This is a genomic window from Pseudomonas sp. D1-1, from assembly GCF_051132225.1.
Lineage (GTDB): Bacteria > Pseudomonadota > Gammaproteobacteria > Pseudomonadales > Pseudomonadaceae > Aquipseudomonas.
In genome coordinates, this window is the sequence record NZ_CP071676.1 from 4879613 (window position 1) to 4893362 (window position 13750).

15 protein-coding genes are annotated in these 13750 nt (G+C 62.0%); 8 read left to right on the forward strand and 7 right to left on the reverse strand.

The window, feature by feature from the left end; all coding sequences use genetic code 11:
* Positions 1-4: 4 nt before the first annotated feature.
* On the reverse strand, positions 5-562 hold the full coding sequence (locus J3P86_RS21930; protein ID WP_434696809.1) for a hypoxanthine-guanine phosphoribosyltransferase: 558 nt from the start codon (positions 560-562) through the stop codon (positions 5-7).
* A 163-nt stretch (positions 563-725) separates the two neighbouring features.
* Between J3P86_RS21930 and upp the strand changes: the two genes are divergently transcribed.
* Positions 726-1364, forward strand: a complete 639-nt coding sequence (gene upp, locus J3P86_RS21935; protein WP_434571869.1) for a uracil phosphoribosyltransferase — start codon at positions 726-728, stop codon at positions 1362-1364.
* Between the two features lie 2 nt (positions 1365-1366).
* On the forward strand, positions 1367-2641 hold the full coding sequence (locus J3P86_RS21940) for a uracil-xanthine permease family protein (RefSeq protein WP_434628366.1): 1275 nt from the start codon (positions 1367-1369) through the stop codon (positions 2639-2641).
* Positions 2642-2767: 126 nt separating this feature from the next.
* On the opposite strand, the gene hemH is transcribed toward J3P86_RS21940, so the two are convergent.
* Positions 2768-3793, reverse strand: coding sequence for a ferrochelatase (gene hemH / locus J3P86_RS21945; RefSeq protein WP_434672795.1), 1026 nt, complete (start codon positions 3791-3793; stop codon positions 2768-2770).
* Positions 3794-3806: 13 nt separating this feature from the next.
* Complete coding sequence (locus J3P86_RS21950; RefSeq protein ID WP_434698837.1) at positions 3807-4706, reverse strand: TIGR01777 family oxidoreductase; 900 nt, start codon at positions 4704-4706, stop codon at positions 3807-3809.
* A 196-nt stretch (positions 4707-4902) separates the two neighbouring features.
* On the opposite strand from J3P86_RS21950, the gene J3P86_RS21955 reads away from it, so the two are divergent.
* The 6 genes from J3P86_RS21955 (at position 4903) to J3P86_RS21980 (ending at position 10636) form a co-directional block, all read left to right on the forward strand.
* Positions 4903-5889 carry an NAD(P)/FAD-dependent oxidoreductase gene (locus J3P86_RS21955; protein ID WP_434698838.1) on the forward strand — a complete coding sequence of 329 codons (987 nt, stop codon included), beginning with the start codon at positions 4903-4905 and terminating at the stop codon, positions 5887-5889.
* Between the two features lie 172 nt (positions 5890-6061).
* Positions 6062-7042: a YbgA family protein gene (locus J3P86_RS21960; RefSeq protein WP_434698840.1), complete on the forward strand. Its 981-nt coding sequence runs from the start codon at positions 6062-6064 to the stop codon at positions 7040-7042.
* On the forward strand, positions 7042-7980 hold the full coding sequence (locus J3P86_RS21965; protein WP_434698841.1) for a MerR family transcriptional regulator: 939 nt from the start codon (positions 7042-7044) through the stop codon (positions 7978-7980). The genes J3P86_RS21960 and J3P86_RS21965 overlap by 1 nt, the downstream gene beginning before the upstream one ends.
* Before the next feature lie 12 nt (positions 7981-7992).
* Positions 7993-9426, forward strand: coding sequence for a deoxyribodipyrimidine photo-lyase (gene phrB, locus J3P86_RS21970; RefSeq protein WP_434698842.1), 1434 nt, complete (start codon positions 7993-7995; stop codon positions 9424-9426).
* A 111-nt stretch (positions 9427-9537) separates the two neighbouring features.
* Positions 9538-10302 carry an SDR family NAD(P)-dependent oxidoreductase gene (locus J3P86_RS21975; RefSeq protein ID WP_434628348.1) on the forward strand — a complete coding sequence of 255 codons (765 nt, stop codon included), beginning with the start codon at positions 9538-9540 and terminating at the stop codon, positions 10300-10302.
* Positions 10303-10330: 28 nt separating this feature from the next.
* The gene (locus J3P86_RS21980; protein WP_434655708.1) at positions 10331-10636 is read left to right on the forward strand and encodes a YkgJ family cysteine cluster protein; all 306 of its coding nucleotides are present in this window, start codon (positions 10331-10333) and stop codon (positions 10634-10636) included.
* Between the two features lie 109 nt (positions 10637-10745).
* Here J3P86_RS21980 and J3P86_RS21985 read toward each other — a convergent pair whose 3' ends face one another.
* From J3P86_RS21985 to prmC, 4 genes are all read right to left on the reverse strand, one after another.
* On the reverse strand, positions 10746-11264 hold the full coding sequence (locus tag J3P86_RS21985) for an acyloxyacyl hydrolase (protein WP_434571851.1): 519 nt from the start codon (positions 11262-11264) through the stop codon (positions 10746-10748).
* A gap of 111 nt (positions 11265-11375) precedes the next feature.
* Complete coding sequence (gene murI, locus J3P86_RS21990) at positions 11376-12167, reverse strand: glutamate racemase (protein WP_434698843.1); 792 nt, start codon at positions 12165-12167, stop codon at positions 11376-11378.
* Positions 12160-12915, reverse strand: coding sequence for a molybdopterin-synthase adenylyltransferase MoeB (locus J3P86_RS21995; RefSeq protein ID WP_434628339.1), 756 nt, complete (start codon positions 12913-12915; stop codon positions 12160-12162). Before J3P86_RS21995 ends, murI begins: the two co-directional genes overlap by 8 nt.
* On the reverse strand, positions 12909-13739 hold the full coding sequence (gene prmC / locus J3P86_RS22000; protein WP_434628336.1) for a peptide chain release factor N(5)-glutamine methyltransferase: 831 nt from the start codon (positions 13737-13739) through the stop codon (positions 12909-12911). The genes J3P86_RS21995 and prmC overlap by 7 nt, the downstream gene beginning before the upstream one ends.
* Positions 13740-13750: the final 11 nt, after the last annotated feature.

Consider the following 13750-nt stretch of genomic DNA (forward strand, 5'->3'; position numbering starts at 1 on the left):
GTGGTTACATCCCCTTGACGGCAAAAATACCATTGGCGTTACGCCAGTAGCCTTTGTAGTCCATGCCGTAGCCAAAGATGTAGCGATCGATGCACGGCAAACCGACGAAGTCGGCCTTCAGGTCGGGACGGGCCTTGCGGTCGTGGTCCTTGTCGATCAGCACGGCGGTATGTACGGCACGGGCGCCAGCGTGTTTGCAGAAGTCGATGATCGCGCCCAGGGTGTGACCTTCATCGAGGATATCGTCGATGATCAGCACGTCGCGGTCGATGAACGAGACTTCCGGCTTGGCTTTCCAGAACAGGTCGCCGCCGCTGGTTTCGTTGCGATAGCGGGTGGCGTGCAGGTAGGAAGCTTCCAACGGGAAGTTCAGGCAGGTCAGCAGCTTGCCGGAGAAAATCAGCCCGCCGTTCATCACGCAGAACACCACCGGGTTGCGGTCAGCCAACTGATCGTTGATTTGCGCACCGACACGGACAATGGCCGCTTCGACTTCAGCTTCGGTGTACAGGCAGTCAGCCTCTCGCATGACTTGACGGATATGCTCGAGATCAGCGGACATGGCGCTCTCCAAGGGTGGCGTTTGCGGAAAAGCGGGCAAAGGTACGCATCCCGCCCGGCCAGATCAAGCGTTTGTGGACTAACGTTCTGTATTGTCTATAGGACAACACCCTCGGATAGATTAATCTAGGCCGGTTTTTTTGCCCGCCGCCGGAGCCTTCCCCATGCCCATCCTCGAGATCCGCCACCCGCTGATCAGACATAAACTCGGCCTGATGCGCCGCGCCGACATCAGCACGAAGAACTTCCGCGAGCTCGCCCAGGAAGTCGGTGCCCTGCTCACCTACGAAGCCACCAAGGACCTGCCGCTGGAGTCCTACGAGATCGCCGGTTGGGCGGGCACGGTGCAGGTGGAAAAAATCGCCGGCAAGAAGATTACCGTGGTGCCGATCCTGCGTGCCGGTATCGGCATGCTCGAAGGCGTCCTGAGCCTGATTCCGGGTGCCAAGGTCAGCGCCGTCGGCGTGGCCCGCAACGAGGAAACCCTGCAGGCCCATACCTACCTGGAAAAACTGGTGCCGGAGATCGACGAGCGCCTGGCGATGATCATCGACCCGATGCTCGCCACCGGCAGCTCCATGGTTGCCACCATCGACCTGCTGAAAAAAGCCGGTTGCCGGGACATCCGCGCCATGGTCCTGGTCGCCGCGCCCGAAGGCATCCAGGCCGTGGAAGATGCCCACCCCGACGTGACCATCTACACCGCCTCCATTGACCAGAAACTCAACGAACACGGCTACATCATTCCGGGCCTGGGCGATGCCGGCGACAAGATCTTCGGCACCAAGCAGAAGGACGCCTGAGCATGCAGGACGAATTCAACGATCCGCTCTGGCGTCAGGTGCTGTCCGGCGCGCAGATGCTGTTCGTCGCCTTCGGCGCGCTGGTGCTGATGCCGCTGATCACCGGCCTGGACCCGAACGTGGCGCTGTTCACCGCGGGCCTGGGGACGATCCTGTTCCAGATCGTTACCGGGCGTCAGGTGCCGGTGTTCCTGGCGTCGAGTTTTGCCTTCATCACGCCGATCATTCTTGCCAAAGGCCAGTTCGGCCTGGCGGCGACCATGGGCGGCGTGATGGCGGCCGGTTTCGTCTATACGTTCCTGGGCCTGGCGGTGAAGATCAAGGGCACCGGCTTCATTGACCGGCTGCTGCCACCGGTGGTGATCGGCCCGGTGATCATTTCCATCGGCCTGGCAATGGCGCCAATCGCCGCCAACATGGCGATGGGCAAGGCCGGCGACGGCACCGAGCTGATTCACTATCAGACGGCGATGCTGATCTCGATGCCGGCGTTGCTCACTACCCTGATCGTCGCCGTGTTCGGCAAAGGCATTTTCCGCCTGGTGCCGATCATCTCCGGCGTATTGGTGGGTTTTGCCATGGCCTTCTTCTTCGGCGTCGTCGACACCGCAAAAATCGCCGCCGCCCCCTGGTTCGCCCTGCCGGCCTTCACCGCGCCGGAGTTCAACTGGCAAGCGATCCTGTTCATCGTGCCCGTAGCCCTGGCGCCAGCGATCGAACACATCGGCGGGGTAATTGCCGTGGGTAGCGTGACCGGTCGCGACTACCTGAAAAAACCCGGCCTGCACCGCACCTTGTTCGGTGACGGCATCGCCACCACCGCAGCCGGCCTGTTTGGCGGCCCACCCAACACCACCTATGCCGAAGTGACTGGCGCGGTGATGCTGACCAAGAACTACAACCCGAAGATCATGACCTGGGCCTCGATCTTCGCCATCAGCCTGGCGTTCGTCGGCAAGTTCGGCGCACTGCTGCAAAGCATTCCGGTGCCGGTGATGGGCGGGATCCTGTGCCTGTTGTTCGGTTCGATCGCGGCGGTGGGCATGAACACACTGATCCGCCACAAGATCGACCTGGGCGAAGCACGCAACCTGGTGATCGTTTCGGTGACGCTGGTGTTCGGCATCGGCGGCGTACTGGTCGGCACCGGTACCGGCCCGGACGACTTCGGCCTCAAGGGCATCGCGCTGTGCGCCGTGGTGGCGATCGCGTTGAACCTGATCTTGCCGGGCAACGATGGCTGGAAGCAGAAAAAGGCGGATGAGCCACTGATTTGAGTTTTCGTCGTCAGTCAGAAGCTTCGCGAGCGGGCTCGCTCCCACAGGGGATGTTGTGAACACAAACTTTGTGACCACACGCTTTCCCTGTGGGAGCGAGCCTGCTCGCGAAGGGGCCGCTGAGGTCTACAACGCCAGCGGCGCCCGCTCGCAAAGGGTGCTCAACACCTTCGCCCACTGCGGATCGTCATTGAGACACGGCACCAGTACCAACTCCTCCCCTCCCGCTTCGCGAAACTGCTCGCGCCCGCGGTCGCCGATTTCTTCCAGCGTCTCGATGCAATCGGCAACGAATGCCGGGCACATCACCAGTACTTTCTTCACCCCGCTTTTGGCCAGTTCGTCCAGGCGCGCCTCGGTATAAGGTTCGATCCACTTGGCCCGTCCCAGTCGCGACTGGAACGACACCGACCATTTGCCATCCGCCAGCCCCATCTGCCGGGCGAACAGCTCGGCGGTACGAATACACTGGGCGCGGTAACACGTGGCCATGACTTCCGGCGGCGCGTTCCGGCAGCAATCGGCGTCCTTGAAGCAGTGATAGCCCGTAGGGTCGAGCTTGGTCAGGTGCCGTTCCGGCAGGCCATGGAAACTCAGCAACAGATGATCGTAATCCTGCATCAGGTACGGCTTGGCGCTGGCAACCAAGGCATCGATATATTCCGGCTGGTCATAGAAGGGCTGGAGAATCGAGAACTGCACCTTGAGCTTTTTCTCACGCACTACCCGCTTTGCTTCTTCGATGACCGTGGTCACGGTGCTGTCGGCGAACTGCGGATACAGCGGCGCCAGGGTGATTTTCGTGTGCCCCTGGCTTGCCAGGCGCACCAGGGTCGATTCGATCGATGGCTCGCCATAACGCATTGCCAGCTCCACCGGGCCCTGGGTCCATTGCGCTTTCATGGCCTGTTGCAGGCGGCGACTGAGGACCACCAGTGGCGAGCCCTCTTCCCACCAGATCGAGGCATAGGCGTGGGCCGATTGCTCGGGGCGCTTGACCAGGATCAGCGACACCAGCAGCCGCCGCACCGGCCATGGCAGGTCGATGACGTAGGGGTCCATCAGAAATTGGTTGAGGTAGCGGCGTACATCGGCCACCGAGGTGGAGGCAGGCGAACCCAGATTCACCAGAAGCAACGCGTGATCGGTCATGCAACGTCCTATTTCAAAGGCGACCCGACAAATCTTCCAGGGCCGCAGACAACTCAGTGAACCGGAATGAAAACCCCGCCGCCTGCAATCGGGTGGGCGTGGCGCGCTGGCCTCCCAGCAACAGCAATGACAACTCCCCCAATGCGATTTTCAACGCAAGCTCCGGCATCGGCACCACGGCCGGGCGATGCAGCACGTGCCCCAGGGCCTTGGCGAAATCGCGGTTGCGCACCGGGTTCGGTGCGCAGGCATTATAAGGACCGCTGGCATCGCTGCGGTGCAGAAGAAAATCAATCAGGGCGATTTGATCGTCGATATGGATCCAGGGCATCCACTGCCGCCCGCTGCCGATACGCCCGCCCATTGCCAGTTTGAACGGCAGCAACAGCCGCGACAAAAAGCCGCCCTCGGCAGACAGGACCAGGCCGGTGCGAACCAGCACCACGCGTATGCCCAGGGCTTCTGCACGTTGCGCGGTTTCTTCCCAGGCGATGCACAACTGGCTGGCGAAGTCTTCGCTGACCGGCCCGGATTCTTCGGTCAACTCCCGCTCGCCGCCGTCGCCATACCAGCCCACCGCAGAGCCGGAAATCAGCACCCGCGGTTTCTGTTCGCAACGCTCCAGCCAGGCCAGCAGATCCTCGGTCAGCGTGACGCGGCTGCTCCACAGCAGCATCTTGCGTTTATGGCTCCAGGGCCGGTCGCCAATAGGCGCGCCGGCAAGGTTGACGACCGCGTCCACCGGCTCGCCAAGCTCATCGAGGCTGGCGACACCGCGCACCTGCGCGCCACAGATTTTCGCCACCTGTTCGGGCCGACGACTCCAGACCGTCAGGCGATGTCCCTGCTCCAGCCAGTGCCGGCAGAGTTGACGTCCGATCAAACCAGTACCGCCGGTCAGCAATATGTGCATGAGATGTTCCTCGGCTCGCGTTTTACCTGGCCCATTAGTCTATTTTTATAAGTAGGCATTTTTCATATCGGACAGGGTCTGTACCTAACAATAGGACAACCCGCTAAAACGCGAACGGTAAAACTTATACCAAAAACCAGAATTGTACAGGATTAAACGACGGCGTAGTCTGTACAGAAAGGTAAACGAGGCCCTCATGACTGTACCCATCGCAATCATCGGCACCGGCATCGCCGGACTTTCAGCCGCCCAGGCCCTGACGGAGGCCGGGCATGTCGTTCAACTCTTCGATAAAAGCCATGGCAGCGGCGGCCGCATGTCGAGCAAGCGCAGCGACGCTGGCGCGCTGGACATGGGCGCACAATATTTCACCGCCCGGGATCGGCGCTTCGTCACGGAAGTCCAGCGCTGGCAAGCCAACGGCTGGGCGGCGGAATGGAACCCGCAGCTCTATCACTTCCAGGACGGGCAGATGAGCCCCTCGCCGGACGAGCAGACCCGCTGGGTCGGTACCCCGCGCATGAGCGCGATTACCCGCGCCCTGCTCGGCGAGCTGCAGGTGCAGTTCTCCTGCCGCATCACCGAGGTCTTTCGTGGCCAGGAACACTGGCACCTGCAGGACGCCGAAGGGGTTACCCACGGCCCGTTCGGCCAGGTCGTGATTGCCACGCCCGCGCCTCAGGCCACGGCATTGCTCGCCGCCGTGCCGAAACTGGCCGGCGTCGCCGCCGGGGTGAAGATGGACCCCACCTGGGCAGTGGCGCTGGCCTTTGAACAACCCCTGGATACGCCCATGGAGGGCTGCTTCGTCCAGGACAGCCCCCTCGACTGGCTGGCCCGCAACCGCAGTAAACCAGGGCGCGATGCCAAGCTCGACACCTGGGTGCTGCATGCAACCAGCGACTGGAGCCGCCAGCACATCGACATGCCCAAGGAAGCGGTGATCGAGCATTTGCACGGCGCCTTCGCAGAACTGCTGCACAGCGCGATGCCCGCGCCGAGCTTCAGCGTGGCCCATCGCTGGCTCTACGCCCGTCCCGCCGGCAGCCACGAATGGGGCGCCCTGGCCGATGCCGACCTGGGCTTGTATGTGTGCGGAGACTGGTGCCTGTCCGGCCGGGTCGAAGGAGCATGGCTCAGTGGCCAGGATGCCGCCCGTCGCTTGCACGCCAGCCTTCAGTGAGCGCATTCCCCAAGCCATCCGCTGCTGTCGCGAAAGGCAGCAGCCGGCGGCCAGGTCACGACGCCGCCCTTCGGCCTGGAACAATCGGTTGACTTGTTCGCGTACCGACCTATGATGAAAATATTGTACAAACAATAGTACATGTACAAGATTTACCCAGCAGAGGTCGCCCATGCCCAACGAAGCTATCGCCAAACCGAAAATTGCCATCAGCGCCTGCCTGATGGGTGCCGAAGTGCGCTTCAATGGTGGTCACAAGCAATCGCCGTTGTGCAGCCGCACGCTGGTCGAGTACTTTGATTTCGTGCCGGTGTGTCCGGAAGTTGCCATTGGCCTGGGCGTCCCGCGCGAGCCGATCCGGCTGGTTGGCAATCCCGCGCGCCCCGACGCGGTCGGCACGGTGAAGCGAGACCTCGACGTGACCCAGCCATTGGTCGATTACGGACAACAAATGGCCGCTGAGCTGGATGACATCTGCGGCTATATCTTCATGCAGAAGTCGCCGTCCTGCGGGCTGGAGCGGGTCAAGGTCTACGACCACAACGGTGTCCCGCAGGACGGCGGCGGACGTGGTGTCTACGCCCAGGCCTTTTGCGAGCGTCACCCCGATCTGCCGGTGGAAGAAGACGGCCGCCTCAACGATCCGGTACTGCGGGAGAACTTTCTGACCCGTGTATTCGCCTATGCCGCCTGGCAACCGCTGCGCCGCCGGGGGCTGACCCGACGCGACCTGATTGAATTTCACTCACGCTACAAGTACCTGTTGATGGCCCACAACCCTGAGCAATACAAGGCGTTGGGCAACATGTTGGGCAACATGGGCAACATGGGCAACATGGGCAAGGCTGATCCGGCCGAACTGGGCCAGCGTTATTTCAGCGCGCTGATGGCGGCCTTGAAGAAATGCGCCACCCGACGCACGCACACCAACGTCCTGCAGCACCTCAGCGGTTACCTCAAGCGCGCCATCGATGCCGATGACAAGCAGGAGGTGCAGCACCTGATCGGGCAGTACCGTCTTGGTATCGTGCCACTGGTGGTGCCGCTGACGTTGCTCAAGCATCATCTGCGTCAGCACCCCGACCCCTATCTCGCCCAACAGGTCTACCTGCAACCGCACCCAGAGAACCTCAGCTTGCGAAACGCCATTTGATGAAGAACGAGCTCGACTCCAGCGCCAGCGAAGACCTGGGCGCCGATTTCGCCAAGGCCCTCGCGCAGGGCTGGCTGCCCATCCGCGAAGTCGCCCGGCAAACCGGCGTCAATGCCGTCACGCTGCGAGCCTGGGAGCGGCGCTACGGGTTGATCGTGCCGCACCGTACGCCCAAGGGCCATCGCTTGTTCAATCGCGAACATGTGCAGCGGATCCTGAGCATCCTCACCTGGATCGATCGTGGCGTGGCAGTGAGCAAGATAAAACCGTTGCTCGACACACCGCAGCCGTCAGGCGAACCGTTGGAAGACGACTGGCAACGTCAGCGCCATGCCCTGATGCTGGCGGTGACGCAACTGGCCGAGCGTCAGGTCGATGAGTCGGTGAACCAGGCCATGGCGCTGTATCCGCCTTGGACTGTTTGTGAACAGTTGCTCCTGCCCTTGCTGGGCGAGTTGCAATTGCGCTGGCAGAGCCAGTTCGGCGCGCAGCTGGAAAAGGTCTTCCTGTACTCCTGGCTGCGCAGCAAATTCGGCAGCCGGATCTACCACAACAACCGCCAGTTGCGCGGCGCACCGCTGTTGATGATCAACCAGTCCGAGGTGCCGCAGGAGCCCCAGTTGTGGCTCACCGCCTGGCTGGCAAGCAGCGCCGACTGTCCCGTGGAGGTGTTCGACGGGCCGCTCCCGGCCGGTGAGCTGGCGTTGGCGGTCGAACGGCTCAAGGCCCGCGGCGTGCTGCTGTATTCGAGCCAGGCACTGAATCTGTCGCAATTGCCCAGGCTGCTGAGCGGGCTCGACTGCCCGATCATCATCGCCGGCCCCGCCGCCTCGATTCACCAGGCCAAGCTGTCCGCAAGCGCGGCAATGAGCAACGTCAGCTGGGCCGAAGACCCGCTATCGGCTTATCGCGAACTGAGCCGCAGAGAACTTCTTTAGTTGGAAAAATCCATGCAAATGATCTGGCTGCGCAGCGACTTGCGCCTGCACGACAACACCGCCCTGGCGGCCGCCGCTGCCCGGGGGCCCTGCGTAGCGGTCTACCTGCCGAGCCCGAAGCAATGGGCGGCCCATGACGATGCACCCTGCAAGATCGATTTCTGGTTGCGCAACCTCGCGGCATTGAGCACTGCCCTGGCGGAACTGAACATCCCATTGCTGATCCGCAACACGGAGTATTGGAATCAGGCCCCGCAAGTGCTGGTCACTTTATGTCGCGAGCTGGGCATCGGTGCCGTACACGTCAACGAGGAATACGGCCTGAATGAAACCCGGCGCGACGCCGACGTCGCCCGGGCGCTAAAGGTTGAGGGCGTGGAATTTCACAGCCATCTCGACCAGCTCCTGTTCAAGCCCGGCAGCGTCCTGACCAAGACCGGCAGTTATTTCAAGGTGTTCAGCCAATTTCGCAAGGTCTGCTATAGCCGTCTGCATTTTTCGTTACCGAGCCTGGTGCCCGCGCCTGTCCGGCAGGCGCCTACCGCCATCGCCAGCGATCCGCTGCCGACGCAGATCGAAGGGTTCAATCCGCCAAATGCGGCGCTGCGCGATCTCTGGCCCGCCGGCGAAAGCGAAGCCCGGCGCCGGCTCGAGTCGTTCGTCGAGCAACACATCGATTACTACCAGAGCGAACGGGATTTTCCGGCCAGACCCGGGACCAGCCAGCTGTCGGCCTATCTGGTGGCCGGCGTGGTTTCACCGCGCCAGTGCCTGCACGCCGCGCTACAGGCCAATCAGGGCGAGTTCGAAAGCGGAAACGTCGGAACCGTGACCTGGATTAACGAACTGCTCTGGCGCGAGTTTTATAAACACGTTCTGGTGGGATTCCCCCGCGTATCGCGCCACCGCGCGTTCCGCCCGGAAACCGAGGCCCTGGCCTGGCGCAACGACCACCAGGCACTGGCGGCGTGGAAAGAAGCCCGTACCGGCTTGCCGATCATTGACGCGGCCATGCGCCAATTGCTTGAGACCGGCTGGATGCATAACCGCCTACGGATGGTGGTGGCGATGTTCCTGACCAAGAACCTGTTGATCGATTGGCGAGAGGGCGAACGCTTTTTCATGCAGCACCTGATCGACGGTGACCTGGCGGCAAACAATGGCGGCTGGCAGTGGAGCGCCTCGACCGGCACGGACTCGGCGCCCTGGTTCCGGATTTTCAACCCGTTGAGCCAATCGGAAAAATTCGACCGCGAGGGCTTGTTCATCAAACGCTGGCTACCCGAACTGAACGATCTCGATAAGCCGGATGTCCATAACCCGAATACCCGTGGCGATTTGTTTGGCGCGGTGGACTACCCCGCTCCGATCGTCGACCTCAGCCAGTCCAGGGCCCGCGCCCTGGCAGCGTTCAGAAACCTGCCGTCACGGCAGGACGCCGGTTGAGGATTTGTGCGGTGAACGAACAGGGGTCGGCCGATGCGGGCTGCCATTCTCAATAGTATGACGATATAGTCGTTAAAAAAGGCGCATCGTCCGGTAGACAAGGAGTGAGGAATGGGTTCGACACCGCCACGGCGATACTGGCTGACCGGCGCCGGTAACGGAATTGGCGCCTCTTTGGCCGAATCGATACTGCGTACCGGCGCCCATCTGGCTGTCAGCTCACGCTTGCCGTGCGATGCGCTTTTGGCAAGATATCCAGGACAGGTCCTGATCGTGGCCGGCAATCTGACCGACAGCCAGGCCGTACGCGAGGTGGGCGAGCGAATCGCCCAGGAATGGGGCTCCCTGGATACCGTGATCATCAACGCCGGAACCGCCGAATACATCAGCGGACAACCCGTCAACCCATCGATCATCGAACACATCGTGCGCAGCAACCTGCTGGCCGCCAGCCTGTGTATCGAGGCGGCCGCGCCATTGCTGCGCGCCGGCAACGGGACCCATCTGGTGGGCATCGCCAGTCCGCTGACCTATCTGCCGCCCTCGCAATTCGAGGCCGGGGACCAAGGGATGCGCTTTTTATTCGAATCGGCTCGCGGCAAACTGGCCCGCGATGGCATCGACGTGACCATCGTGCACCCAGGGTTCGATAACTCATCGCCGGCCATCGACGATGGCTTGCCTCCTTCGATTCGCTGGTCTGCTGAAACGGCGGCCCAGCACATCCTGACCCAACTGATCGAACGTCCCCTTGAAGTGATCCTGCCCGCCATGACCATGAACCTGCTTTGGCCACTGCCATCGACCGACACGGTGCTGGCGGGCGCGCATTCACGTTCGGACAGTTACCAGTGCCCGATCAAGGGACACCCCTGAATAGCGCGCTTGCCTTACACTGCGCGCCATGAAGACCATCCCGCTGCACGAAATCCCCGCCCCGGCCGTCACGTGTTCAACGTGTGCGGCGTGCTGCTGCCAACTGGAAGTCATGTTGATCACCGACACCGGCGTGCCCGAGCGTTTCATCGACACGGATGACTGGGGTGGAGAAGTGATGCTGCGTCTTGACGACGGCTGGTGCGCGGCGCTGGATCGCGACACCATGCGGTGCACGATCTACGAAAGGCGTCCGCTCATCTGCCGGGAGTTCGAGATGGGTGCGCCGGAGTGCCTGGAAGAGCGCCAGGGCATTGCAACGGCATATAGATAGGACAAGCTTATTGTGGGAGCGAGCTTGCTCGCGATAGCGGTGGTCCAGGCGATACTTGACCGACTGACCTACCGCTATCGCGAGCAAGCTCGCTCCCACAGTTTCTCAGTTACAGCGGCATTGTGTAATGCAATGCGTAGCTTTCCACACCGTCGTTGGTCGACTTGATCCCGGCGTTGGAATAGTGAGTGGCACGGATGCCGACTTCATGCCCGCCATTGAAGCGCAGGCCAAAGCCGATGCGGTCTTCGAACTGGAACGCTGTGCCGAGCTTGTTGCTTTCGATTTCAGTGTTTTCAAACAGCGCAACACCGACGCCTGCCTCGATGTAAGGCTTCACGTTCTGACCGGCAAACTCATACACCAGGACTGGCGAGAACGACAGGCTGTGGTTGCTCGAAGTTTCGTCCCCCTCCCAGTACGTATAGGCACCGCTCCAGTAACCGGTCAGGCGACCCACGTCGCTCTGCAGCCAGCTCTTGTCCCAATCGAACTGCATGCCCAGGCGATAGGTCATGGTCGAGTCGCCGGTCTGGCCAACCCCGAATTCCACGCCCGCCGCCTGTGCGGTGTAAGTGTGCCCCAGCAACGCAGCCGCAAATGCGGCAAAGCAGAATAAACGCTTCATTAGAAACATCCTTTTCCGACAGCCTTAGTTAGTTTTTCTTACAGAAGACACAGCTATAGAAATCCGCGCCAAATCAGAAGTTCAGCACGATTCACATAATTTTCACGTTTTTTACAGAACGAAGCTTCGCACAATGCCAGACGAATTCCATAGCATCGGTAGGATATTTCTTAAATGTATCGGATCAGCGCTACTCCAGAATTGAGTTTCGCTGGCAGGCCCGTCAGCCAGTAGCGCCCGCTCCGCCAACAAGCGCTGGAGTTGCCGGGCCACGGCGGCGCCCGTATCGATCAGACTGATATGGGCCGGAATCATCTGTTTGAGCAACGGCTTGAGGAATGGATAGTGCGTACAGCCAAGGATCAGTGTGTCGCAGCCAGCCGCCAGCAACGGGTTGACGTAGCCTTGTAGCAGTTGGTGCAAGGCCGAACTGTGCAGGTCGCCCGCCTCGATCAATTCCACCAGTCCCGGACAGGGCTGCGTGATCACGCGGACATCCGTGGCGAAGCGGTCGAGCAACGCGGCAAATTTGGCGCTCTGCAAGGTGCCAGTCGTTGCCAGCACGCCAACGATGCCGCTTCGCGTCGCGGCGGCAGCCGGCTTGACCGCCGGCTCCATACCAACGATGGGCCAATCGGGGTAGTCGCGACGCAGGTCAGCCACCCCGGCGACTGTCGCGGTGTTGCAGGCCACCACGAGCGCCTTGGAGCCCTCGCGCTGGAAAAAGTCGGCAATGACCGCGCAGCGCTGCCGGATGAATTCCGGGCTTTTTTCGCCATACGGAATATGCCCGCAGTCGCCAACGTACAGCAGCGACTCATTGGGCAACAGCCGACGGATTTCCCCCAGCACCGACAGCCCGCCGACACCCGAGTCGAACACACCGACCGGCGCCTCACGCATGCCGGTTACCGCAGACACCGCAGCGCGGATCGCGCTTGACGCGTAGTTCGCGAAAACGCGTGCCCAGGGCATCGATCAGCAGCAGGCGCCCCACCAGGGGCTCACCGAAACCCGCCAGCAACTTCAAGGCTTCCAGCGCCTGGAGACTGCCTACCAAACCCACCAGCGGCCCAAGCACACCGGCTTCGCTGCAGGTCAGCTCGGCTTCGCTGCCATGCCCGTAAAGGCAGTGGTAACAAGGACTTTCGGGGCGACGTGGGTCGAATACCGACAGTTGCCCTTCCAGGCGAATCGCTGCGCCGCTGACCAGGGGCTTGGCGGCGGTGACACACGCCGCATTCACCGCTTCGCGGGTAGCAAAGTTGTCGGAACAGTCGAGCACCACATCCACCGCCGCCACCGCGCCGGCCAGGGAGTCTTCATCCATGGCGGTCGAATGGGAAACCAGGCGAACCTCGGGATTGATGGCGGCCAGGCGACGCACCGCCGAATCGACCTTGCTCAGGCCGACGCTGTCGGTGTCGTGAATGATCTGTCGCTGAAGGTTGGTCAGGTCGACCGTGTCGAAATCCGCCAGGTGCAACTCGCCGACGCCGGCGGCGGCCAGGTACAACGCCACCGGGGCGCCCAGGCCACCGAGGCCGATGATCAATACGCGGCCCTGCTTGAGGCGCAGCTGCCCATCGATGTCGATGTGCTGCAACAGAATCTGGCGACTGTAGCGCAGCAGTTCTTGATCATTCAGCACGGCAGGCGTCCCAGGCTGATGCGTTCGTGATTACCCAGATCCTTGCGACTGTGGACTTCGGCAAACCCTTGCTTTTGCAACAGACCACGCACCGCCTCGGCCTGGTCATAACCGTGCTCCAGCATCAGCCAGCCGCCTGCCCCGAGATGATCGGGGGCCTGGGCGATGATTGCACGCAAGTCGTCGAGACCGTCCGGCCCCGCCACCAGCGCACTGGCCGGCTCGAAGCGCACATCGCCCTCGGCCAGGTGCGGATCGCTGGCGGCTATATAAGGCGGGTTGCTGATGATCAGGTCGAAACGCTCGCCTTCCAGGGCGCTGAACCAGTGACTGCTGAGCACCGTGACATTGCGCAGGCCCAGGCGCTGGCGATTGCGCTCGGCCAGGGCCACGGCTTCCAGCACCCGGTCGACCGCCGTGACATTCCAGGCCGGACGCTCGCTGGCCAGCGCCAGGGCAATCGCGCCGCTGCCGGTGCCAAGGTCGAGGACCCGGGCGGGCGTGGCTGGCAACAATGCCAGTGCGGTCTCGACCAACAGTTCGGTGTCGGGCCGCGGGATCAGCGTATGGGGCGCGACTTCCAGATCGAGTTTCCAGAAACCCTGCTGCCCGAGAATATAAGCCACCGGCTCGCCGGAGCGACGGCGACGCAAGTATTCGGAAAACAACAGCGCCGCCTCGCTCGGCACGATTCGCTCGGGCCAGGTGTGCAGGAAGCTGCGGGACTTGCCCAGGGCGGCGGCCAGCAACAGCTCGGCGTCCAGTCGTGGGCTGGGCGAATCCGGCAATTGCGCGGCGCGAAGCAAGCTGGCGATGATGGTCATGGGTTTACCTC

Excerpts from the sequence above, each read along its gene's own strand:
- murI (WP_434698843.1), bottom strand. The coding sequence starts at position 12,167 with ATGCGTGAGGCGCCGGTCGGTGTGTTCGACTCGGGTGTCGGCGGGCTG.
- J3P86_RS21950 (WP_434698837.1), bottom strand. The coding sequence starts at position 4,706 with ATGCACATATTGCTGACCGGCGGTACTGGTTTGATCGGACGTCAACTC.
- J3P86_RS21930 (WP_434696809.1), bottom strand. The coding sequence starts at position 562 with ATGTCCGCTGATCTCGAGCATATCCGTCAAGTCATGCGAGAGGCTGAC.
- J3P86_RS21940 (WP_434628366.1), top strand. The coding sequence starts at position 1,367 with ATGCAGGACGAATTCAACGATCCGCTCTGGCGTCAGGTGCTGTCCGGC.
- J3P86_RS21980 (WP_434655708.1), top strand. The coding sequence starts at position 10,331 with ATGAAGACCATCCCGCTGCACGAAATCCCCGCCCCGGCCGTCACGTGT.
- J3P86_RS21960 (WP_434698840.1), top strand. The coding sequence starts at position 6,062 with ATGCCCAACGAAGCTATCGCCAAACCGAAAATTGCCATCAGCGCCTGC.
- J3P86_RS21985 (WP_434571851.1), bottom strand. The coding sequence starts at position 11,264 with ATGAAGCGTTTATTCTGCTTTGCCGCATTTGCGGCTGCGTTGCTGGGG.
- upp (WP_434571869.1), top strand. The coding sequence starts at position 726 with ATGCCCATCCTCGAGATCCGCCACCCGCTGATCAGACATAAACTCGGC.
- J3P86_RS21955 (WP_434698838.1), top strand. The coding sequence starts at position 4,903 with ATGACTGTACCCATCGCAATCATCGGCACCGGCATCGCCGGACTTTCA.
- J3P86_RS21965 (WP_434698841.1), top strand. The coding sequence starts at position 7,042 with ATGAAGAACGAGCTCGACTCCAGCGCCAGCGAAGACCTGGGCGCCGAT.
- hemH (WP_434672795.1), bottom strand. The coding sequence starts at position 3,793 with ATGACCGATCACGCGTTGCTTCTGGTGAATCTGGGTTCGCCTGCCTCC.
- phrB (WP_434698842.1), top strand. The coding sequence starts at position 7,993 with ATGCAAATGATCTGGCTGCGCAGCGACTTGCGCCTGCACGACAACACC.
- prmC (WP_434628336.1), bottom strand. The coding sequence starts at position 13,739 with ATGACCATCATCGCCAGCTTGCTTCGCGCCGCGCAATTGCCGGATTCG.
- J3P86_RS21975 (WP_434628348.1), top strand. The coding sequence starts at position 9,538 with ATGGGTTCGACACCGCCACGGCGATACTGGCTGACCGGCGCCGGTAAC.